Source organism: Lysobacterales bacterium (assembly GCA_016721845.1).
Taxonomy (GTDB): domain Bacteria; phylum Pseudomonadota; class Gammaproteobacteria; order Xanthomonadales; family Ahniellaceae; genus JADKHK01.
In genome coordinates this window covers 1445692-1468587 of record JADKHK010000013.1, presented here as the reverse complement: position 1 = coordinate 1468587, position 22896 = coordinate 1445692, and the positions used below count along the sequence as shown (strand labels likewise).

Annotated in this window: 15 protein-coding genes and 9 tRNA genes; 22 read left to right on the top strand and 2 right to left on the bottom strand. The window is 63.6% G+C overall.

Annotated elements, in window-relative coordinates:
- Positions 1-39: 39 nt before the first annotated feature.
- Entirely contained in the window at positions 40-4146 is a 4107-nt protein-coding gene (locus IPP28_14065; GenBank protein MBL0042126.1) for a DUF11 domain-containing protein, read from the bottom strand.
- A 146-nt stretch (positions 4147-4292) separates the two neighbouring features.
- Here IPP28_14065 and IPP28_14060 point away from each other — a divergent pair, with 146 nt between their 5' ends.
- The 9 genes from IPP28_14060 (at position 4293) to lysS (ending at position 15980) form a co-directional block, all read left to right on the top strand.
- Positions 4293-5096 (top strand): 4-hydroxy-tetrahydrodipicolinate reductase, encoded by an 804-nt coding sequence (locus tag IPP28_14060; GenBank protein MBL0042125.1) that lies wholly within the window; start codon positions 4293-4295, stop codon positions 5094-5096.
- A 90-nt stretch (positions 5097-5186) separates the two neighbouring features.
- Positions 5187-6356 carry a glutamine-hydrolyzing carbamoyl-phosphate synthase small subunit gene (gene carA / locus IPP28_14055; GenBank protein ID MBL0042124.1) on the top strand — a complete coding sequence of 390 codons (1170 nt, stop codon included), beginning with the start codon at positions 5187-5189 and terminating at the stop codon, positions 6354-6356.
- Positions 6316-6798, top strand: a complete 483-nt coding sequence (locus IPP28_14050; GenBank protein MBL0042123.1) for a hypothetical protein — start codon at positions 6316-6318, stop codon at positions 6796-6798. The genes carA and IPP28_14050 overlap by 41 nt, the downstream gene beginning before the upstream one ends.
- Before the next feature lie 133 nt (positions 6799-6931).
- Complete coding sequence (gene carB / locus IPP28_14045) at positions 6932-10159, top strand: carbamoyl-phosphate synthase large subunit (protein MBL0042122.1); 3228 nt, start codon at positions 6932-6934, stop codon at positions 10157-10159.
- Positions 10156-10632 (top strand): transcription elongation factor GreA, encoded by a 477-nt coding sequence (gene greA, locus IPP28_14040; GenBank protein ID MBL0042121.1) that lies wholly within the window; start codon positions 10156-10158, stop codon positions 10630-10632. Before carB ends, greA begins: the two co-directional genes overlap by 4 nt.
- A gap of 4 nt (positions 10633-10636) precedes the next feature.
- Positions 10637-11530: a hypothetical protein gene (locus IPP28_14035; protein ID MBL0042120.1), complete on the top strand. Its 894-nt coding sequence runs from the start codon at positions 10637-10639 to the stop codon at positions 11528-11530.
- Positions 11527-13251, top strand: coding sequence for a single-stranded-DNA-specific exonuclease RecJ (recJ, locus tag IPP28_14030; protein MBL0042119.1), 1725 nt, complete (start codon positions 11527-11529; stop codon positions 13249-13251). Before IPP28_14035 ends, recJ begins: the two co-directional genes overlap by 4 nt.
- 71 nt (positions 13252-13322) lie before the next feature.
- Positions 13323-14448, top strand: a protein-coding gene (gene prfB / locus IPP28_14025; protein MBL0042118.1) for a peptide chain release factor 2 whose coding sequence is annotated in 2 segments (ribosomal slippage) — positions 13323-13397 and positions 13399-14448 — 1125 coding nt in all. Because the reading frame shifts where the segments join, the coding sequence is not laid out codon by codon here.
- A gap of 14 nt (positions 14449-14462) precedes the next feature.
- Positions 14463-15980, top strand: a complete 1518-nt coding sequence (lysS, locus tag IPP28_14020; GenBank protein ID MBL0042117.1) for a lysine--tRNA ligase — start codon at positions 14463-14465, stop codon at positions 15978-15980.
- A 21-nt stretch (positions 15981-16001) separates the two neighbouring features.
- On the opposite strand, the gene IPP28_14015 is transcribed toward lysS, so the two are convergent.
- The gene (locus tag IPP28_14015) at positions 16002-17681 is read right to left on the bottom strand and encodes an AMP-binding protein (GenBank protein ID MBL0042116.1); all 1680 of its coding nucleotides are present in this window, start codon (positions 17679-17681) and stop codon (positions 16002-16004) included.
- Positions 17682-17894: 213 nt separating this feature from the next.
- Between IPP28_14015 and IPP28_14010 the strand changes: the two genes are divergently transcribed.
- The 13 genes from IPP28_14010 to clpX all read left to right on the top strand — a co-directional run bounded on the left by IPP28_14010 (position 17895) and on the right by clpX (position 22792).
- A tRNA-Ala gene (locus IPP28_14010) sits at positions 17895-17970 on the top strand.
- Between the two features lie 13 nt (positions 17971-17983).
- Positions 17984-18059: transfer RNA gene (locus IPP28_14005), tRNA-Glu, on the top strand.
- A gap of 147 nt (positions 18060-18206) precedes the next feature.
- Positions 18207-18425 (top strand): carbon storage regulator CsrA, encoded by a 219-nt coding sequence (gene csrA, locus IPP28_14000; protein ID MBL0042115.1) that lies wholly within the window; start codon positions 18207-18209, stop codon positions 18423-18425.
- A gap of 5 nt (positions 18426-18430) precedes the next feature.
- A tRNA-Ser gene (locus tag IPP28_13995) sits at positions 18431-18523 on the top strand.
- 124 nt (positions 18524-18647) lie between these two features.
- Positions 18648-18724 (top strand) — tRNA-Arg (locus IPP28_13990).
- A gap of 161 nt (positions 18725-18885) precedes the next feature.
- Positions 18886-18962: transfer RNA gene (locus IPP28_13985), tRNA-Pro, on the top strand.
- A gap of 17 nt (positions 18963-18979) precedes the next feature.
- Positions 18980-19056: transfer RNA gene (locus IPP28_13980), tRNA-Arg, on the top strand.
- A gap of 23 nt (positions 19057-19079) precedes the next feature.
- Positions 19080-19156 (top strand) — tRNA-His (locus IPP28_13975).
- Positions 19157-19168: 12 nt separating this feature from the next.
- A tRNA-Lys gene (locus IPP28_13970) sits at positions 19169-19243 on the top strand.
- A gap of 48 nt (positions 19244-19291) precedes the next feature.
- Positions 19292-19376: transfer RNA gene (locus IPP28_13965), tRNA-Leu, on the top strand.
- A 45-nt stretch (positions 19377-19421) separates the two neighbouring features.
- Entirely contained in the window at positions 19422-20726 is a 1305-nt protein-coding gene (locus tag IPP28_13960) for a trigger factor (GenBank protein ID MBL0042114.1), read from the top strand.
- A 78-nt stretch (positions 20727-20804) separates the two neighbouring features.
- Complete coding sequence (clpP, locus tag IPP28_13955; GenBank protein ID MBL0042113.1) at positions 20805-21395, top strand: ATP-dependent Clp endopeptidase proteolytic subunit ClpP; 591 nt, start codon at positions 20805-20807, stop codon at positions 21393-21395.
- 113 nt (positions 21396-21508) lie between these two features.
- Positions 21509-22792, top strand: coding sequence for an ATP-dependent Clp protease ATP-binding subunit ClpX (gene clpX, locus IPP28_13950; protein ID MBL0042112.1), 1284 nt, complete (start codon positions 21509-21511; stop codon positions 22790-22792).
- The last annotated feature ends 104 nt before the right edge of the window (positions 22793-22896 follow it).

Sequence of the window (22896 nt, the reverse complement as noted above, 5' to 3'; positions counted from 1 at the left end):
TTGCCCGGGCCGTTTTGCATTTCCGTACTCGGCGTACGATCAGCTGTGGCGCTGGCGCAGGGCGATGCCCGCGACCAGCAGTGACAGCAGCGCCATGCCGAACCAGTTCAGTGCCGGCACCGGTACGCCCGGCGACAGCACCGCGAAGCCGGTCGGGTCACCCGAGGCCGTCGTCGCCGGATCGTCGGTGAGACGGGTGGCCTCGTTGGTCCCATCGCCATCACCGTCATAGCTGATCGAGCCCTGATTGGTGATGATGCCGCTGGCAGTCGGCGCGATCGTGGCCGTGATCGTCACGGTGACCGATCCGCCCGCCGCAATGCTGCCGTTCCAGGTGACGGTGTTGGTCGCGATGGTCGCGACCGCCGTGCCCGAACTTGCAGTGGCGCTGACCAGGGTCAGACCCAACGGCAGGATATCGGTGAACTCGTTGCCCGCATTGTCCTGCTGCGCGCCTGCACCCGTGTTGTTGAGCACGATCGTGTAGGTGACCGTGCTGCCGATCTGGAACAAGCCGCTGACCGTCTTGCTGCCGCTGACATTCGCAGGCGACAGCACGGTGGTCGTGTCGGTCGCACTGTTGTTGCCCGGGGTCGGGTCGGTCACGCTGCCAGGAGCGGTGACGGTCGCGGTGTTCGACAGAACACCGGTCGCGCTGCCGGAAACCGCACAGTTCGCCGCGTAGGTGACGCTGCCGCCACTCGGCAGGTTGACGCTGTCGTTGATGTTGCCGCTACCCGCCGCCGTGCAGGTACCGCCGCCGGCACCGACGCAGGCCCAAGTGCAGGTCAGGCCGGCCGGGAGCGTGTCGGCCACCGTAGCGCCGATCACATTGCTCGGGCCCGGATTGCTGACCACCACGGTATAGACCAGGTTGCCACCGGCCAGGACCGTCGTCACGCCGTCGGTCTTGGTGATCGACAGGTCCGCTTCGGCACCCAGTGCATCGGTATCGGTGGCGCTGTTGTTGCCGGGCGTCGGATCGGTGATGCCGCCCGCGGCCGTGACCGTGGCGGTGTTGACCAGGGAGCCGGTCGCCGCTGCGGAAATGGTGCAGGCTGCGGTGTAAGTGACACTGCCGCCCGACGGCAGGTTCACGCTGTCGCTGATGTTGCCGCTGCCGGCCGCCGTGCAGGTGCCGCCACCGGCGCCCGCACAGGTCCACGTGCAGGTCTCGCTGGCCGGGAAGGTGTCGGCGACCGTGCTGCCCGCGGCGTTGCTCGGACCGGCATTGCTGGCCGTGATGGTGTAGGTCACCGAACCACCGGGAACGGCCGAGGTCACGCCATCGGTCTTGGTGATCGACAAGTCGGCGGTCGGCACCAGGGTGTCGGAATCGGTGGCGCTGTTGTTGCCCGGGGTCGGGTCAGTCACGCCGCCAGGTGCGGCGACCGTGGCCGTGTTCGACAAGGTGCCGGTCGCTGCGGCGGAAATAGCGCAGCTTGCGGTGTAGGTGACGCTGCCGCCAGACGGCAGGTTGGCGGTATCGCTGATGTTGCCGCTGCCGGCCGCCGTGCAGGTGCCGCCGCCGGCGCCGACACAGGTCCACGTGCAGGTCAGCGTGGCCGGGAAGGTATCGGCCACTGTGCTGCCCGGTGCATCACTCTGCCCAGGATTGCTGGCGGTGATGGTGTACGTCACCGAGCCACCGGGGGCTGCGGTGGTCACGCCATCGGTCTTGGTGATCGCCAGATCCGCCGTCGGCACCAGGGTGTCGGTATCGGTGGCGCTGTTGTTCGCCGGATTCGGATCGGCGATCGAACCAGTGACCGTGGCGGTATTCGACAGCGTACCGGTGGCCGACGCCGAGATCGCGCAGGCCGACGTGTAGGTCACGCTGCCGCCGACCGGCAAATTCACGCCGCTGTCGTTGATGTTGCCGGCAAACGGGCCTGCAGCACCGCAGGTACCGCCACCGGCGCCGACGCAGGTCGTGCTGCAGGTCAGCGAGGCCGGAAAGGTATCCGCCACCGTGGCGCCGGTGACCGGATCAATGCCGGCATTCGAGGCGGTGATCGTGTAGGTCACCGAGCCGCCGGGAACCGCCGTGGCCACGCCGTCGGTCTTGGTGATCGACAGATCCGCAGACAGCGCACGGCAGGCGGTCACGGTCACGTCATCGATGGCGAGGCCGCCGAAGCTGACCGTGGTGTCGCCGTCGACATGGAAGCGCAGTTCCGAGTTGAGACCGGCGAGGGCGTCGGCCCGCGCGCTGCGAACACTCCAGCCCGAGCTGGCAGGCACGTTCACCGCCGGGTTACCCGGCGCATCGGTCATCGTCGCATCCAGATGCTCGAACAAGCGGATCGGTGTAGCACCGCCCACCTGCTGTGCATCCACGAACAGATGGTCGAAAGTCGCGGACTCCATCTGATACTGCTGTGCCCAGGTGATGACCACCGGTGCGCTGAGGCCAGCAAGATTGATGTTCGGAGACAACAGATCCTGGGAGCTGCTGACGTTGTAGGTGCCGGTCAAGTCGGTCTTCCAGCAGTTCACGCCGCTGTTGCAGGTGGTGAAGCCGGCCACCGGGTTGGCGGTATTCGTCGCGACCGTGGCCGGCAGTCCAAGGGCCCATTCGTCGGCCGTGCCGCTGTGGGTATAGCCCGCTGCGCCGGCTTCGAAGTCGGCTGCATGAACGGTTTGGGGCGTGAACCCGGGGGCACAGGTCGGCGGCGGTGGCGCTTCGCACACGCGCATGCTCCACGACGTCAGCGTGCCGCCGTTCACATCGCCGGTATCGTCGCGCAGATCCAGCGTCCAGGTGCCACCGGCATTTTCACCATCGAGCCAGGACAGGCGATAGTTCAATTCCGGTTTCAGTCGCACGCCTTTCAGCACCGTGAACGACGGCGGGGCGGCTGCTTCGTCATCGAGCACCAGGTCCATCTGCGTCTGGCCGCCAGCGGCAGCCGCGCCGATGTCGGTGAACAGGCCGATATCGTTCCCGGCCGGCGAGCGCAGGTGTGCGTCGATCTGGCCCATGACAGCGTGATTCAGGACGATATCGACATCGACATCGGCGATGCGCGGACTGCCGGGAATCGTGATCGTCGAGGACACCAGTCCGGTTGCAGGTCCGATCGTCTGCGGCACATTGGTGCTGGTATAGGTCGTGCAGTTCACGCCTTCGTCGGAGGCAGGATGCACGCTGACACTGAGATTGTATGTCGCGGTCGCACCGCCGACTGCGGCACTGGCCGAATCGACGAAGGCGAAATACGTGCCGGCGGTCTTGACCGTCATGAAGAAGGCTTCGGAAGGACGGTTGGGATTGGGTGCGACATCGCCAGTACCGGCGTCGTCGACAACCAGGATTTGATTGCCGGCATCACCGAACAGCGCGAAACCCAAGCGGCCATTCCAGGTCACCAGGTCATCTTCCGGGTCGACATCGAGGCTGAGGAAGACTGTGTCGCCGGCGTTCAGCGTCAGGCTGTACCAGTCCTGCTCGGTCGCCGACGCAACGCCGCGTGCACCGCTGACCCAACCATTGGCCGGCAGCGGATTGGCTGTCGCCGGCGTGTCGTTGGCTTCCACTTCCGGCGTCGGTGTGCCGCTCTGGAGGCGGAAATGCAGTTCGTACGGCCGCTCGGACGTGGTGCCGGCGGTGAAGTCGTTGACCTTGAGGAAATAGGTTCCGGTGGTCGGGATGATGGCGCCGGCAATCGACGAAGAGAGACCGGCGAGAGAGCCGTTGTCATCGTCGAATTCGACGATCGTGGTGCCGTCCGACGCCAACAGCGTCAACTGGCTGTCGGTACTACTACCCGCGGAACCCGAGGTCATGGTCGCGGCATAGACGCGGTCGCCGGCCGTGGCGGTGAAACTGTAGAAATCGACGTCGCCGTTCGGGAACAGCGGCGCACGAACGACCAGATTGCCGCCGGCCAACGGACTCGCCGTGCCGAAGGTGCCATTCGGCTCCACTTCGCCGACATAACCCTGACCCAGCGGCGCCTTGGCGTAACGCAAGCCGCTCGGCAATGCGAAGGGTACGTTCGGGCGGGCGGCGACTTCACCCTTGATTTCCGCCGGCACCATCGCGGCGTCGATCGGCGTGATCTGTATGTCGGCGAATACCGGAGCCGACAAGGCCGCCAGGAACGCCGAAAACCATCCAATAATGCGAATCCGCGACTTCATCGTCTTCCCCAAGACATCTGCGGCAGGGCAGGGGATGCGCGCCATCGCCCCGGGCTACTGCAGAGTTGCGCGACGTTAGTGCGAAATGTGTCACGCGTCGAGACATTTGCTTCCCCGTCGGCGCGCGCAGCCACTACGATCGGGCCATGAGCCGAGCCACCCCCGTCATCCTGTTCGGTGCGTCCGGGCGCATGGGTCAGGAAATCCTCACGCTGGTGCCGCAGCAGCGTGACATCGACCTTGTCGCCGCCCTGGTCCGACCCGGTGCACGCCTGGCGGGTGAGCCGGTGTGGCCCGTCAGCGCCGCGGCATTGGCCTACGCCAGCGCGCTGGAGCCGGAATCGCGCGCCGATGTGCTGATCGATTTCTCGAACGCCGCCAGTTTCGATGCGGCGCTGGCGCTCGCCGTCCAGCGTGAAATGGCCTTTGTCAGCGGCACCACCGGCCTGAGCGAGGCGCAGCGTGAGGCGCTGGAGCAGGCGGCGCTGCGCATTCCGGTCCTGTGGTCGGCGAATTTCAGCATCGGCGTGGCCTTGCTGCGACGCATGGCCGCCGAGGCGGCGCGAGTCCTGGGTGACGAATTCGATGTCGAGATCATCGAGGCGCATCATCGCCACAAGCGTGACGCGCCCTCGGGCACTGCGCTCACGCTGGGCCGAGCCATCGCCGAGGCGCGCGGGCGCGCGCTGGACGAGGTGGGCGTGTTCGCCCGCCACGGGCACATGGACGAGCGCGTTCGCGGCGACATCGGTTTTGCGACCGTGCGCGGCGGCGACATCGTCGGCGATCACACCATTCTGTTTGCCGGCGAGGGTGAACGGCTGGAATTCACCCATCGCGCCAGCACGCGCGCGGTGTTCGCGCGCGGTGCCCTGGTCGCGGCCCGCTGGATGGCGGGTCGATCCGCAGGCCGGTACACGCTTGACCAGGCGGTCGCTGCCGCACTGTGACGATCCTGCGGAGGTTTTCGTCGCCTCCGCGCCTGCTCCTGCGCTAGAATCCGCCCCCGCTCGCGGCCTCTGCCGCCCCCGGAGCGTTTCATGCCGACCCTTCCTGCTCTGCTGGCCCTCGCGGACGGCAGCCTGTTCCATGGCACCTCGATCGGTGCCGACGGCCTGACTGCCGGCGAGGTGGTGTTCAACACCGCGATGACCGGTTACCAGGAAATCCTCACCGATCCGTCCTACAGCCGCCAGATCGTCACGTTGACCTATCCGCACATCGGCAACACCGGCTGCAACGACGACGATGTCGAGTCCGATGGCGTGCACGCGGCCGGCCTGATCGTGCGCAGCGCAACGCAGCACAGCGATCATTGGCGCAGCACGGTGTCCCTGCCGGACTACCTGCGTCGGCATGGCATTGTCGGTATCGCCGACATCGACACCCGTCGCCTGACGCGTATCCTGCGCGAAAAAGGTGCGCAGAACGGCTGCATCGTGGCGGGCGCCGCAGCGACCGACATCGACGCGGCGCTCGCTGCCGCACGCGCCTTCCCCGGACTGAAGGGGATGGATCTCGCCAAGGTCGTGACGACGCCGAAGTCCTACGTCTGGGACCAGGGCAGCTTCGACCTCGATCGCGGCAGCGCGCCGCGCGAGACCGGCGAATTGCACGTCGTCGCCTATGATTTCGGCATCAAGCACAACATCCTGCGCATGCTGGTCGATCGTGGTTGCCGCGTCACCGTGGTGCCGGCGCAGACGTCCGCGTCCGATGTCTTCGCCTTGAATCCAGATGGCGTGTTCCTGTCCAACGGTCCGGGTGATCCCGAACCCTGTGATTACGCGATCGGCGCGATCAAGGCGTTCATCGCGGCGCGCCTGCCCACGTTCGGGATTTGCCTGGGACATCAATTGCTCGGGCTGGCGGCCGGCGCGAAGACGCTGAAGATGAAGTTCGGCCATCACGGCGCCAACCACCCGGTGATCGAGCTCGAATCCGGCCGCGTCATGATTTCCTCGCAGAACCATGGCTTTGCCGTCGACGAGACATCGCTGCCGGCGAACCTCCGGGCGACCCATCGCTCGCTGTTCGATGGGTCACTGCAGGGTATTGCGCTGACCGACGCGCCGGCCTACAGCTTCCAGGGGCATCCGGAAGCCAGCCCGGGTCCGCATGATGTCGCGCGCGTGTTCGATCCCTTCGTGCGCGAAATGCATCGGCGTCGTGGCGCGAATCCTGCTTCCATGCGAGCGGCCGTCGCTTGAGTTTGCCCAGATGAAGACTGGAATCATTCTGTTTGCACTGTTGGGGTTCGCCATGGCTGCCGTGGCGCAGCAGAAGGCCCCGGTATTCGACCCGCTGAATCCCCCTGACACGGCGCGCAGCGTGCCCGCGGCCAAGCCACAGCCCAAGTCGGAACTCAAGCCGCAGGCCGTCGCCGCGCCCGCCCCGCCGATGGTGGTGACGCCCGCTCCCGAGCCGGCCGCGCCGGTCGTGCCCAAGGGGCCACAAATCGTGCCCTATGACGAACTCGAGACCCAGGTCGGCAAGTCCATCGTGGTCAGGACCAACCTGCACACCACGCGCAAGGGCACCTTGAAGCGCTTCAATCGTGCCGTCTTGGTGATTCAGGACATGAGTCGCGGTTTCGCGATGGATATCGAGATTCCCCGCAGCACGGTGGCCGAAGTCAAGGTGATGAACTGAGGCCAGGCCATCTTCCGGGCCGCGCGCGGGCAGTCGCGCAGGCGCCGGGAATCGTTGCAACGATCCGGGTAGAATTCGCCGCATTCCACATCCATCGAATCGTCCTGCGCGCGAGTGCGGGGCCGAGGTGCTTATGCCCAAGCGTTCCGACCTGAAGACCATCCTGATCATCGGTGCCGGTCCCATTGTGATCGGCCAGGCATGCGAGTTCGACTACTCCGGCGCGCAGGCCTGCAAGGCGCTGAAGGCCGAGGGCTATCGCGTCGTGCTGGTCAATTCGAATCCGGCCACGATCATGACCGATCCCGAGATGGCGGACGCCGTCTACATCGAGCCGATCAACTGGCGCACGATCGAACGCATCATCGCCAAGGAACGTCCGGACGCCGTGCTGCCGACCATGGGCGGACAGACCGCGCTGAACACCGCGCTCGATCTCGCCGATCACGGGGTGCTGGAGAAGTACGGCGTCGAGATGATCGGCGCCTCGCGCGATGCCATCCGCATGGCCGAGGACCGCGAACTGTTCCGTCGCGCCATGCTCGATATCGGTCTCGAATGCCCGAAGGCCGAAGTGGCACGCACCCTGGAGCAGGCGCTCGACATCCAGACCCGCGTCGGCTATCCGACCATCATCCGTCCGAGCTTCACGCTCGGCGGCTCCGGCGGCGGCATTGCTTACAACCGTGAGGAGTTCATCGAGATCATCAAGCGCGGCCTCGAACTGTCGCCGACCAGTGAAGTGCTGGTCGAGGAGTCGGTGCTGGGCTGGAAGGAATTCGAGATGGAAGTGGTCCGCGACAAGGCGGACAACTGCATCATCGTCTGCTCGATCGAGAACTTCGATCCGATGGGCGTGCATACCGGCGACTCGATCACCGTCGCTCCGGCGCAGACCCTGACCGACAAGGAATACCAGCGCTTGCGCGACGCCTCGATCGCGGTGCTGCGCAAGATCGGCGTCGACACCGGCGGCTCTAACGTCCAGTTCGGCGTGAACGCGCGCGATGGCCGCGTCGTCGTGATCGAAATGAATCCGCGCGTGTCGCGGTCGTCGGCACTGGCTTCGAAGGCGACCGGTTTCCCGATCGCGAAGATCGCCGCCAAGCTGGCGGTCGGTTACACGCTGGACGAGCTGTGCAACGACATCACCGGCGGGCTGACGCCGGCTTCGTTCGAGCCGGCGATCGACTACGTCGTGACCAAGATTCCGCGCTTCGCGTTCGAGAAATTCCCGGCGGCCGATTCGCGCCTGACCACGCAGATGAAATCGGTCGGCGAAGTGATGGCGATGGGCCGCAACTTCCAGGAGTCGCTGCAGAAGGCCCTGCGCGGTCTCGAAACCGGAAAGGTCGGCCTCGATCCCACGCGTGACGAATTCGCCAGCGAGGATGCGCTGATCGAGCTGAAGCGCCAGGTGCGCGAAGCCGGCCCCGATCGCGTGTTCTACGTCGCCGATGCCTTTCGCGCCGGCTTGACGCTGCAGCAGATCTACGACCTCAGTTTCATCGATCATTGGTTCCTGCGCCAGATCGAGGAACTGGTGCACATGGAGCAGAAGCTCGCGCAGCAGGGACTGGCCGCGCTGGATGCGAATCGCCTGCGGGCGTTGAAGCGGGTCGGATTTTCGGACGCGCGGCTCGCACAACTGGTCGGCACCAACGAGGACGCGGTGCGCCATCTGCGCCGCGCCTTAAACGTGCGTCCGGTCTACAAGCGCGTCGACTCCTGCGCTGCGGAGTTCGCGACCAATACGGCGTACCTGTATTCGACCTACGAGGAAGAGTGCGAGTCCGCGCCCAGCGATCGCGACAAGATCATCGTGCTTGGCGGCGGCCCGAATCGCATCGGGCAGGGCATCGAGTTCGATTACTGCTGCGTGCATGCGGCGCTGGCGCTGCGCGATGACGGCTATGAAACCATCATGGTCAACTGCAATCCGGAAACCGTCTCCACCGACTACGACACCTCGGATCGACTTTACTTCGAGCCGCTCACGCTGGAGGACGTGCTGGAGATCGTGCACAAGGAGAAGCCCAAGGGGCTGATCGTGCAGTACGGCGGCCAGACGCCGCTCAAGCTGGCGCGCGCACTTGAGGCGAACGGCGTGCCGGTGATCGGCACCTCGCCGGATTCGATCGATCTCGCCGAGGACCGCGAACGCTTCCAGAAGCTGGTGAATCAGCTCGGACTTCTGCAGCCGCCGAACCGCACGGCCCGCAACCCCGATGAAGCGCTCGCCCTGGCCCGGGAGATCGGCTATCCGCTGGTCGTGCGTCCGAGCTACGTGCTGGGTGGCCGGGCGATGGAAGTCGTGCACGGCGACGCCGACCTGAGGCGCTACATCACCGACGCGGTGCGCGTATCGAACGAGTCGCCGGTGCTGCTCGATCGCTTCCTCGACAATGCCGTTGAGGTCGATGTCGACCTGATCGCCGACGCCGAAGGCAACACGTTGATCGGCGGCATCATGGAGCACATCGAGGAGGCCGGCGTGCACTCGGGGGACAGTTCGTGTTCGCTGCCGCCGTATTCGTTGTCGGCATCGATCCAGGACCGCTTGCGCGAGCAGGTGCAGGCGATGGCCAAGGCGCTCAAGGTCGTGGGCTTGATGAATACGCAGTTTGCGATTCAGGGCGAGACGATCTTCGTGCTCGAAGTGAATCCGCGCGCCTCGCGCACCGTGCCCTTCGTGTCGAAGGCGACCGGTCTGCCGCTGGCCAAGATCGCCGCACGCTGCATGGCCGGGCAGACGCTGGCCGCGCAAGGGGCGACACGCGAAATCATTCCCGGCTACTACTCGGTCAAGGAAGCGATCTTCCCGTTCCTGAAATTCCAGGGCGTCGATCCCATCCTCGGTCCGGAGATGCGTTCAACCGGTGAAGTCATGGGCGTGGGGCGCAACTTCGGCGAGGCCTTCGCGAAGGCGCACGAAGCCGCCAACATCAAGGCGCCGCCGCTCGGCAAGGTATTCGTCAGCGTGCGCGACGCCGACAAGCCGCGCGTCGAGGTCGTGGCCGAAGAATTGCTGAGGCGCGGCTATTCCATGGTGGCGACCGCCGGTACCTGCGATTATCTGCGCAGTCGCGGCTTTCCGTGCGAGCGCATCAACAAGGTGCTCGATGGACGGCCGCACATTGGCGATGCGATCAAGAACGGCGAGATCGTGTTCATCATCAACACCACCGAAGGCAAGCAGGCGATCTCCGACTCGTTCTCGATCCGTCGCGATGCGCTGCAGCAGCGCGTGACGTATTCGACGACCGTGGCCGGTGCACGCGCCCTGCTGCATTCGCTGGACTATCGCAATTCGGAGCGCGTCAGTGCGCTTCAGGAACTTCACCGGGAACTGCAGGCATGAGAAGACCTCCCCTGACCAAGCGCGGCGTCGAGCGCTTGCGCGAAGAGCTCGAGCGATTGAAGTCGGTCGAGCGGCCGCGCATCATCCAGGCGATCGCGGAAGCGCGTGCCCATGGCGATCTCAAGGAGAACGCCGAATACCACGCCGCGCGCGAACAGCAGGGCTTCACCGAAGGCCGCATCAACGAGCTCGAGGCTGCCTTGTCGTTTGCGGAAGTGATCGACATCAGCCAGCTCAATGCCGGCACGCGCATCGTTTTCGGCGCGACGGTCGATCTGCTGGAGCTGCACAACAACAACGAAGTCACCTATCAGATCGTCGGCGAGCTCGAAGCCGACATCAAGCAGGGGCTGATCTCGGTGACCTCGCCGATGGCGCGTGCGCTGGTCGGCAAGAGCGAAGGCGATACCGTGGAGCTGCATGCCGCAAACGGCAGTCGCGAATACGAAGTGATGGCGGTCCGCTACGAGTAGTTCGATGCCGCAGATGTTGTGGCTGCCGCCGCGACGCCATCTCGGCGCGCTGGTCGGACGCGTGCCGGCGCTGCGGCGGCTGCTGTCGACCGCGACGCGGCTGCCGGATGCTGTGGCCGGCGCGAATGCGCTCCTGAGCACCGTGTTTCTCGAATGTCCCGACCTCCCTGCCGTCGCGGCACTGACGCGTCGAGTCGACGCGCCGGACGATCACGACGGGCGCTGGCTGCGTGCCGATCCCTGTCATCTGCGGGTCGAGACGGCCGGCGTGCGCATGCTCGCCTGCGGCGGACTGCGCATCCCCGAAGACGAGTTGCCGATGTTCGAGGCGGCCCTGCGCCCCTTGTTCGATGACGCGGGTTGGCGTTTCCATGCCGCGACGCCGGATCGCTGGTACGTGCAGCCTGATCCGCTGCATCCGCCCATTGGCGGCGGTACGCCGGAGCAGGTGCTTGGTGCCTACATCGACGACGCCCTGCCGCCGGGCGATGGCGGTCGCGTCACGCGCCGCTGGCTCAATGAGTTGCAGATGGCGCTGCATGATCACGCGCTGAATCGCGCGCGCCGCGAGCGCAGCCTGCCCGAGATCAACAGCCTTTGGCTGCACGGTGACGGGGTCGCCCCGAACGCATGGTCGACGCGCGTCGCGGCGGTGATGTCGCGCGATCCGCTGGTCCTGGGGTGTGCCGATGTCGCCGGTATTCCGGTGCGACACGACCTCGCCGATGTGACGCCGGCGCTGCTGGTCGACGCGCGCGACGATGTGGTGGCGACGGTATTGGCCCGATCGCGATGGCTCGAGCAGTCGTCGGCGCTCGACATCGCATTGGAGAGTGGCGAACGCTTCGTCTGGCGATCGTGGCATCGGCTGCGCTTCTGGCGACGCGAGCCGACATGACGATGACACCGGCCCTGCGTCGCCGCGCGGTGCCCGATGCGAGCGTGCTCGCCGAGGCGGCATTGCATCCGGTGCTCGCGCGTGTTTATGCGGCACGCGGCGTGTTGTCGCGCGAACAGCTCGACCTGCGATTGTCACGCATGCACGCGCCCTCGCAACTCGGGGGTCTCGGTACGGCCTGCGCGCTGCTGCGCGACGCGATCGAGCGTGATGCCCGAATTCTGATCGTCGGCGATTTCGATTGCGACGGTGCGACCGGTGCCGCGGTTGCATATCGCGGACTGCGCATGTTCGGTGCGCGACGTGTCGATGTGCGCGTTCCGAATCGCGTGATCCACGGATATGGTCTGACGCCGGCACTGGTCGCGGATATCGTCGCCGACGGGGCGCCGGATCTGCTGGTCACCGTCGACAGCGGTATTGCCTGTCTTCCGGGCGTGCGTGCGGCGAAGCAGGCCGGATGCCGCGTGCTGGTCACCGATCATCATCTGCCGCCGGATGCATTGCCGGAAGCCGACGCGATCGTGAATCCCAATCTGCGCGGTGATGGTTTTCCGAGCAAGATGCTGGCCGGCGTCGGTGTGATGTTCTATCTGCTGCTGGCCTTGCGCGCGTCCCTGCGCGATGCCGGTGTTTATGCGGGCGGCGGCGAACCGGATCTGTCGAGCTTGCTCGATCTCGTTGCCCTCGGCACGGTGGCCGATCTGGTGCCGCTCGATCACAATAATCGCGTGCTCGTGTCCGCCGGTCTGAAGCGGATTCGTGCGGGGCTTGCGAGCGCGGGCATTGCCGCCCTGATCGAGGTCGCGAAGCGACGCGCGGCGGAGCTGACCGCGACCGACCTCGGCTTCAGCATCGGTCCACGGGTGAATGCGGCCGGGCGACTCGACGACATGAGCGTCGGCATCGCTTGTCTGTGCAGCGATGACCCGCCGGCCGCGCGTGCGCTGGCCGCGCGACTGGACGCGATCAATGCAGAGCGCCGCGGCGTGCAGCAGGACATGGTCGATCAGGCCGAGGCGGCAGTCGCGCACCTGCAACTCGACGGCGATCTGCCGCCGGTGCTGTGCCTGCATGAGCCCGATTGGCATCCCGGAGTGATCGGTCTGGTCGCGTCGAAGATCAAGGAGCGAGTGCATCGTCCGGTGTTTGCTTTCGCGTCAGCGGGCGAGGGCAGCAGCGAGCTGAAGGCGTCGGCGCGTTCGGTGCCGGGCGTGCACCTGCGCGACCTGATCGCGGAACTCGACATGCGCGAGCCTGGCCTGATCCTGCGCTTCGGTGGTCACGCCATGGCGGCCGGACTCAGTCTCGATGTCGCCCATTTCGATCGATTCCGAGTGGCGATCGCGGCGCTGGCGCTGGAACGCGTCGACCCTGCGGCGCTTGCAGCGGAGATCTGGAGTGATGGCGAACTGGACGGTCGCGCCATCGATCTGGCGCTGGCCGAAGCGCTGCGCGACGGCGGCCCCTGGGGTCAGGCATTTCCGGAACCGCAGTTCGACGGCGAGTTCGACATCGTTTCCGCGCGGGTCGTCGGTGAACGCCATGTCGCGATGCGGCTCGCGGATCGCGGGGGAATCACGCTGGAAGCGATCGCCTTTGGTGCCTTCAGCGGCACGCTGCCTGCAGGACGCATCGTTGCAGTGTTCCAGCCGATCGTGGACGAGTGGCGCGGCGAGCGCCGCGTCAAACTGCTGGTCAGGCATTTCAGCCCGGCCTGAGGCGGCATTCGTGCGCTGGCTCCAGTGCGGCTCTGGTATTCTCGCCGGCCGTTTTTCAGCGAACCATCGCCATGATCGAAACCAATCCGATTGCAGCCCGCATCGCGGACCTGCTGGAGCGCGTCACCTCGCTCAGGGGGTATCTTTGACTTCGACATCAAGAGCGAACGCCTCGAGGAAGTAAGCCGCGAGCTCGAGTTGCCGAGCATCTGGGAGAACCCGGCGCGTGCCCAGGAGTTGGGCCGCGAACGCGCCTTGCTGGAGAAGATCGTCGGCGAAATTTCCGGTCTGACGAATACCCTGACTGAGGCGGGCGAATTGCTCGAGATGGCGATTGCCGAGAATGACGACAGCACTGCAATCGCCGTGCGCGACGATCTCGATGCCCAGGCCGCGCGCGTCGAGCGGCTCGAGTTCCAGCGCATGTTCTCGGGCAAGATGGACGCGCATGCCGCGTTCGTCGACATCCAGTCGGGTGCAGGCGGCACCGAGGCCCAGGATTGGGCCGAGATGCTCCTGCGCATGTATTTGCGCTTCGCCGAAAAGCGCGGCTGGAAAGCTGAACTGCTCGAGGCCTCTGCCGGCGAAGTCGCAGGACTCAAAAGCGCGACCTTCCGTGTCGAAGGCGATTACGCCTACGGCTGGCTGAAGACCGAAACCGGCGTGCATCGCCTGGTGCGCAAGTCGCCGTTCGATTCCGACAATCGCCGCCACACGTCGTTCACCTCGGTGTTCGTGTCGCCGGAAGTCGATGACGACATCGACATCGAGATCAACCCGGCCGATTTGCGGACCGACGTATACCGGTCATCCGGTGCCGGCGGCCAGCATGTCAACAAGACCGAATCGGCGGTGCGCATCACGCATGTGCCGACGAATACCGTCGTCGCCTGCCAGACCGGACGCTCGCAGCATCAGAATCGCGACAACGCGATGAAGATGCTGAAAGCAAAGCTGTACGAGCTGGAACTGCAGAAGCGCAACACCGAGAAAGCGGCACTCGAAGCCACCAAGTCGGACATCGGCTGGGGTTCGCAGATCCGCTCCTATGTGCTCGACCAGTCGCGCATCAAGGATTTGCGCACCGGGGTCGAGCGTACCGACACGCAGAAAGTGCTCGATGGCGACCTCGATGAGTTCGTCGAAGCCAGTCTCAAATCCGGCCTCGAAGCCGGTTCCAAGCGCGCCGACGCCTGATCACGGGAAACGCCATGACCGATCCGACCGCTACCGCGCCCATCGACGAGAACCGCCTGATCGCCGAGCGTCGCGCCAAGCTGCATGCGCTGCGCGATCAGGGCAATGCGTACCCGAACGATTTCCATCCGGACGCGTTTGCCGGTGCGTTGCAGGACGAATTCAACGACAAGGATCGCTGGACCGCGGAAGCCATCGACGCCAGCACGCGCCGCGTGCGCGTGGCTGGGCGCATGCTCGCGAAACGCTTGATGGGGAAGGCTGCGTTCACGCAGATCCAGGATCAGAGTGGACGCATCCAGCTGTTCCTGCAGCAGAGCACGCTCGGTGATACCTACGAAGCCTTCAAGGGATTCGATGTCGGTGACATCGTTGCGGCCGAAGGGCAGCTCATGCGGACCAAGACCGGCGAGCTGTCGATCAAGGTCGACGCACTGCGTCTGCTGACCAAGTCGCTGCGCCCGCTGCCGGACAAGTGGCACGGCCTCGAAAACGTCGAACAGCGCTATCGCCAGCGCTACGTGGATCTCATCGTCAACGAAGAATCGCGACGCGTGTTCGCGCTCCGTTCTCGCGCGATTCGCGCGATCCGCGGATTCATGGAGGGGCGCGGTTTCGTCGAAGTCGAGACGCCGATGATGCATCCGATCCCTGGTGGTGCGACGGCGCGGCCGTTCGTGACCCACCACAACGCACTCGACCTGCAGATGTACCTCCGCGTCGCGCCGGAGCTGTACCTGAAGCGTCTTGTGGTCGGCGGCCTGGACCGCGTCTTCGAGATCAACCGCAATTTCCGCAACGAAGGCGTGAGCACTCGCCACAATCCCGAATTCACGATGCTCGAATCGTACGAGGCCTATGCCACGTTCAACGAAGTCATGGACATGACCGAAGCGATGATCCGTGCGGCTGCCGTTGCCGGCGCCGGAACGACCGCGTTGAGCTGGGAAGGTCGTGCGATCGATGTCGGTCCGGCCTTCGCGCGCACGCGCATGGACGATGCCGTGTTGGCCGCGAATGCTGAAATCAAGCGCGAGGAGCTGCAAGATTGTGAAGCCATGGCCGCGCACTGCGCGCGCCTCGGCATCCACGTCAAGAAGGACTACGGCTGGGGCAAACTCCTGCTCGAAATCTTCGAAAAGACCGTCGAGCAGCATCTGGTGCAGCCGACCTTCATCACGGCGCATCCGACCGAAGTTTCTCCGCTGGCGCGCGCCAACGATCTTGACCCCGGCATCACCGACCGCTTCGAACTGTTCATCGGCGGCAAGGAGCTCGCGAACGGTTTTTCGGAATTGAATGATCCTGAAGATCAGGCAGCGCGTTTCCAGGCCCAGGTCGATGCCAAGGACGCCGGCGACGACGAAGCCATGCATTTCGACGCCGACTACATTCGCGCACTGGAATACGGGTTGCCACCCACCGGAGGCCTCGGTGTCGGCATCGACCGCCTGGTCATGCTGATCGCGGACGTGCCTTCGATCCGCGATGTGCTGCTGTTCCCGTACATGCGCCCGGAAGTCGAGCGCTGACGGCATTCAGCGCTTGCCTGTTCAGGTGTTCGGCTTGGCGGCGTCGCGCAGTTCGCGACGCAGGATCTTGCCGACATTGGTTTTCGGCAGGCTGTCGCGGAATTCGATGATCTTGGGCTGCTTGTAGCCGGTCAGGTTGTCCTTGCAGTGGGCCTTGATCTGCTCGATGGTCAGGCTCGGATCCTTGCGCACGATCACCAATTTCACCGCCTCGCCGGACTTGTCATCCGGTACGCCCACCGCGGCGACTTCAAGCACCCCCGACATGGTCGCGACGACATCCTCGATCTCGTTCGGGTACACGTTGAAGCCGGAGACGAGGATCATGTCCTTCTTGCGGTCGACGATATAGAAGAATCCCTTTTCGTCGAACTTGCCCATGTCGCCGGTGCGCAGCCAGCCATCGACGATGGTCTTTGCGGTGTCCTCCGGACGTTGCCAGTAGCCCTTCATCACCTGCGGGCCGCGAATGCAGATTTCGCCGATGTCACCCATGCCGAGAATCTTGCCGTCTTCGTCCTGGACGCACAGGTCCGTGGAGGGTGCCGGCAGTCCGATCGAACCGCTGTATTCGGCATTCTCGAGCGGATTGATGGTCGCGACCGGCGAGCTTTCGGTCATGCCGAATCCCTCGATCAGCGTGCAACCAGTCACCTTCTTCCAACGCTCCGCAACGGCGCGCTGCACCGCCATGCCGCCGCCGAAACTCATCTTCAGGTGCGAGAAATCGACGTCGGCAAAGCCGGGCGTGTTCAGCAGTCCGTTGAACAGCGTGTTCACGCCGGTAATCGCGGTGAAGGGCGTGTTCGACAGCTCCTTGACGAAGCCCGGCATGTCGCGGGGATTGGTGATCAGCACGTTGATGCCGCCGAACTTGATGAAGACGAGGCAATTACAGGTCAGCGCGAAGATGTGATAGAGCGGCAGCGCAGTGATCATCACTTCTTCGCCGAGCTTGATGTTGGCGCCGAACCACGCCGACACCATCTGCATGTTTGAGATCAGGTTGCGGTGCGTGAGCATGGCGCCCTTGGCAACGCCGGTGGTGCCACCGGTGTATTGCAGGAAGGCGATGTCGTCGGCCACGAGGTCGACCTTCGGCGCCGGCTTGCGTGCGCCGGCGGCCAACGCCTCATTGAAACGCACGGCACCACTGATCTGGTAGTCGGGCACGATCTTCTTCACGTGCTTCGCGACAAAATTCACGATCAGCGACTTGGGGAAGCCGAGCAGATCGCCGATCCCGGTGGTGATCACCTGCTTGATCTGCGTCTCCTTCAACACCTCGCTGAGTGTGGCGGCGAAATTGTCGAGCACCACGATCGCGCTGGCGCCGGCATCATTGAGCTGATGCTTGAGTTCGCGCGCCGTGTACATCGGATTGGTATTGACGACGGTCAGGCCGGCCCGCAATGCGCCGAAGATCGCGACTGGGTACTGCAGCAGATTCGGCAGCATGATCGCGATGCGATCACCCTTCTTGAGCTTGAGATCATTGAGAAGATAAGACGCGAAATTCGCGCTCAGCGTATCGAGATCGTCATAAGTGATGGTCTTTCCCATGTTCGTGAACGCGGGTTTCTGGCGATAGGTATCGCAGGCCTCGCGAAGCACGGCGATGATCGAGCCGTAAGCGGTGACGTCGATTTCCGCCGGCACGTTCTTCGGGTAAGTGGCCAGCCAGGGGCGCTCGAACTGCATGCGTGTTTCTCCCGTTTACCGCATTCCAGGGCCGCAAGCACCAGCTCGCAGGCATTCGTCCGGATTGCAGCACAGGGGTCATATCCGGGCAAGCAAACACATTGCGTCGGCGATGAAGTTGCAAGGTGCAACCGCAAGGGTGCAATGCCGAAATATTTCTTCCGCAGCTGTTGACGGCGGGGCATCAACTGTTATTATGCGCGCCCTTTCGCGGGGGCCATAGCTCAGCTGGTAGAGCGCTACAATGGCATTGTAGAGGCCGCCGGTTCGACTCCGGCTGGCTCCACCACGAAGGAATGCAAGTCCCCATCGTCTAGAGGCCTAGGACACGGCCCTTTCACGGCTGTAACAGGGGTTCGAATCCCCTTGGGGACGCCACTTCCGAGGCCGCCTTTGGGCGGCCTTCGTTTTCGTTGCGGATGGGATATGTGGTCTGTAGTATCCATCGCGAGGCGGCAATGGCCGATGTTCGCGATGGACTGCACGGTCAGGCGGCGGTTCTGTCTGCACCGGGGGGAGATAGACATGTTGATTCTGACGCGTCGTGTTGGTGAGACGCTGATGATCGGAGACCAGGTCACGGTCACCGTTCTCGGCGTGAAAGGCAACCAGGTACGGATCGGCATCAATGCCCCGAAAGATCTCGCAGTGCATCGCGAGGAGATTTACCAGCGCATTCGTCGCGAGCAGGAAGGGCACAAGGATGCGCCGACTGACGCAGGCGCAGTGCCACAAGACGATTGATTCCCGGAGAGATGCCCGAGAGGCCGAAGGGGCTCCCCTGCTAAGGGAGTATAGGGTCAAAAGCCTTATCGAGGGTTCGAATCCCTCTCTCTCCGCCAGTCATGCAGTGGCCCCATGTGGGCCATTTGTTTTATGTGTGACTGGTGACGACATCGTGCGAAAAATATTCGCGCGGAGTGTTGACGAGTTCGCTGGAGCCATCCATAATTCCGCTCCTTGCTTGCGCCCGTAGCTCAGTTGGATAGAGTACCAGGCTACGAACTTGGTGGTCGGGAGTTCGAATCTCTCCGGGCGCGCCAATATGGTTGAGACGAAGCGGGGCGCGAAAGCGCCCCGCTTCGTTTGAACGATATCGGTTGAGTGGATGTTTTCCAGTCGGACTTCGTTGACGTTGGTGGGCGTGATGCGTACCATGCTGCGGCTTCGGAAATCGTCTGGAATGCGACGTGACTGGAACCAGCGGGGTATAGCGCAGTCTGGTAGCGCGCCTGCTTTGGGAGCAGGATGTCGGGGGTTCGAATCCCTCTACCCCGACCAACCGGTCCCAGGTTTCGGCGCCCGTAGCTCAACCGGATAGAGCACCGGCCTTCTAAGCCGGCGGTTGCAGGTTCGAGTCCTGTCGGGCGCGCCACCGGAGTAATTGTTGTTGCAATGGTGGATATAGCTCAGTTGGTTAGAGCATCGGATTGTGATTCCGAGGGTCGTGGGTTCAAATCCCATTATCCACCCCAGTTTTCCAGTGTGGGCCGTTAGCTCAATGGTAGAGCAACGGACTCTTAATCCGCAGGTTCTAGGTTCGAGTCCTAGACGGCCCACCACTTCTCCTCTCACTCTCAGGTTCAGCACACCGCGGTCGGCGTCTTCATGCGAAAGTGGCGGAATCGGTAGACGCACTGGATTTAGGTTCCAGCGGGGCAACCCGTGAGAGTTCGAGTCTCTCCTTTCGCACCAGCGACGCCGCGCGCAAACAACCACGTTCAGCTTTCAGGAGTTTTCATGCAAGTTTCGGTCGAACAGATCAGCACGCTCGAGCGCAAGATGACGGTGCGCGTTCCCGCAGCACGTTACGAAGAACGCGTTCGCGATCGCATGCGTGAACTGGGCCAGAACGTTCGGTTGAAGGGATTCCGGCCCGGCAAGGTGCCGGCGACCGTGATCGAAAAGCGCTTCGGCGAGCAGGTTCGTTCGGAAATTCTCGGCGACGTGATCGGCGGTTCGTTCCAGGATGCGATCACCCAGCAGAAGCTGCGACCGGCGATGTCGCCGCGTATCGCCCGCGACAACGACGCACCAAAGGAAGAGCTGGTTTACACGGCGACTTTCGACGTCATGCCGGAAGTTGGCGAAGTCGATGTCGCGAACCTCGCGCTGACCCGTCTCGAATCGAAGGTCGAGGATGCCGATGTCGAGCGCATGATCGGGACCCTGCGCCAGCAGCGTCGCCAGTGGTCGCCGGTGGAGCGCCCTGCGCAGGCCGCAGACATGGTCGTGTTCGAATTCTCGGCACAGGCCAACGATTACCGCTTCCCCGCATCGGGAATTGAACGCGCTGGGACCGTGATCGGCTCCGGTGCCCTGTTCAAGGAATTTGAAGACACAATGCTCGGCCTGTCGGCGGGTGACGAAAAGCAGGCGCGCATCAATTTCCCGGCCGAGTTTCGCGATCCCGGTCTGGCCGGAAAGTCGGCCGACGTGCAGATCAAGCTCGTGCGTGTGCAGGAAGCCAGCCTGCCGGAAGTGGACGAGGCATTTGCAGCGAGTTTCGGCATCGCCGGCGGCCTGGAGAAGTTCCGTCAGGATGTCCGCGCCAACCTCGAACGGGAAATGCGCACGACGTTGAATGGCCGCAACAAGCTTCACGCGGTCGATACGCTGGTGTTCAACTTCAAGGGCTTCGACTTGCCGCAGTCGCGCATCGAGGCAGAGACACAGGCATTGCTGGCGCAGACCCAGGAAGCGGCAGCTCGCAACGGTCGCGAATCGGAAGCGCCGAAGGAACCGACCGAGCAGATGCGCACGGTGGCGCGCAATCGCGTCCATGCCAGCGTGCTGCTGGAAGAGCTGTCGATCCGCAATCAGATCCGCCCGACGCAACAGCGTGTTTCGGAGATGCTCGCGACGATTGCCTCGACCTATGAAGAACCGCAGAAGGTCATCGAGATGTACCTGCGCGATCAGCAGCTGATGGCTGGCCTGCGTATCCGTGCGATGGAAGACGAGGTGGTCGACTGGGTGTTCGAACATGCCAAGGTTGCGCCGCAGTTCGTGAGTTTTCAACAGCTGATGCAGGCGCCGCGTTGAATTGACGCGGCCTCGCCCCCACGACTGCCGGCAACCTGAAGGAGAATCGACGTGATCACAGGATTGAACCTGGTACCGATGGTGGTCGAACAGACCTCGCGCGGCGAGCGTGCGTATGACATCTACTCGCGCCTGCTGAAGGAGCGGGTGATCTTCTGCGTCGGCCCGGTCGAGGACTACATGGCCAACGTGATCGTGGCGCAGATGCTGTTCCTCGAATCCGAGAATCCGGACAAGGACATCAGCCTGTACATCAACAGTCCAGGCGGTTCGGTGACTGCCGGCTTGGCGATCTACGACACGATGAAGTTCATCAAGTCGGACGTGAGCACGATCTGCATTGGTCAGGCGGCCAGCATGGGCGCCTTCCTGCTTTCGGCAGGCGCGAAGGGCAAGCGATTCTGCCTGCCGAATTCGCGCGTGATGATTCACCAGCCTTCGGCCGGTTTCTCCGGTCAAGCGTCCGACATCGCGATCCACGCCAAGGAGATCCTGTCGATCAAGGCGAAGTTGAACGCGATGATGGCGGAGCACACCGGTCGGTCGCTGGAACAGATCGAGCGTGATGTCGATCGCGACTATTTCATGAGTGCGGACGAAGCCCGCGACTACGGCCTGGTCGATTCGGTCCTCGCGAGCCGCCCGACCGACAGCGTCAAGGCGAGCTGAGTCTCGACACCATTTCCCTTACGAATCATCGCATCCGGTGCTGACAGGGCACAGGATGCGCTGTGCTATTCTGCGCTCCGAAACACGAGACGCAGTCAGGAACCACACGCAAGATGAGCGACGATCGAAGCACCCGCGGCGAATCCACCAAGGTTCTCTATTGCTCCTTCTGCGGCAAGAGCCAGCATGAAGTGCGCAAGCTGATTGCCGGTCCGTCGGTGTTCATCTGCGACGAATGCGTCGAACTCTGCAACGACATCATCCGCGAAGAACTGGAAGAGAAGGCGGCGACGGCGCGCAGCCACCTGCCGAAGCCGCGCGAGATCCTCGATACGTTGGACCAGTATGTGGTTGGCCAGTCGCGCGCCAAGAAGGTGCTTGCCGTCGCCGTCTACAACCACTACAAGCGCCTCGAATCGCGTCAGCGCAGCGACGACATCGAATTGTCGAAGAGCAACATCCTGCTGGTCGGTCCGACCGGTTCCGGCAAGACCCTGCTCGCGGAAACGCTGGCACGTCTGCTCAATGTTCCGTTCACGATTGCCGACGCGACGACGCTGACCGAAGCCGGTTATGTCGGCGAGGACGTCGAGAACATCATCCAGAAGCTGCTCCAGAAGTGCGATTACGACGTTGAGAAGGCGCAGACCGGGATCGTCTACATCGACGAAATCGACAAGATTTCACGCAAGTCCGAGAACCCGTCGATCACTCGCGACGTGTCCGGTGAAGGTGTGCAGCAAGCACTGTTGAAGCTGATCGAAGGCACGATTGCCTCGGTTCCGCCGCAGGGTGGCCGCAAGCATCCGCAACAGGAATTCCTGCAGGTCGACACGCGCAATATTCTTTTCATTTGCGGTGGCGCATTTGCCGGTCTGGAAAAGATCATCCAGTCGCGTTCGGAATCGACCGGGATCGGCTTTTCCGCCGAGATTCGCAGCAAGGACAAGCGTGTCAGCGTGGGCGACGTGCTGAAGACCATCGAGCCTGAAGACCTGATCAAGTTCGGATTGATTCCGGAGTTTGTCGGTCGCTTGCCGGTTGTCGCAACGCTGGATGAATTGGACGAGGATGCCTTGATCAAGATCCTCAGCGAGCCCAAGAACGCGATCGCGAAGCAGTTCCGGAAACTGTTCGAGATGGAAGGTGTCGAGCTCGAGTTCCGCGAAGACGCCCTGCGTGCCGTTGCCCGGAAGGCGCTCAAGCGCCGCACTGGCGCGCGCGGCCTGCGCACGATCATCGAGCAGGTACTGCTGGAAACCATGTATGACCTTCCGTCCCTGGAGAATGTCAGCAAGGTCGTGGTCGATGAAGGTGTGATCAATGGTTCGGCCGAGCCTTACCTGATCTACAGCAGCATCCCGCAACCTGCGGTGCGTGCTGCTTCCGGAGACTGACGGCTCCCAGTCTTGCCGGCCCGCTTGCATTCGACACGGCCGGCCTCACTTGACGCAACATGACGGCAAGCGCAAGGTGCGCTTGCACTCCTGATCCGGAGAGA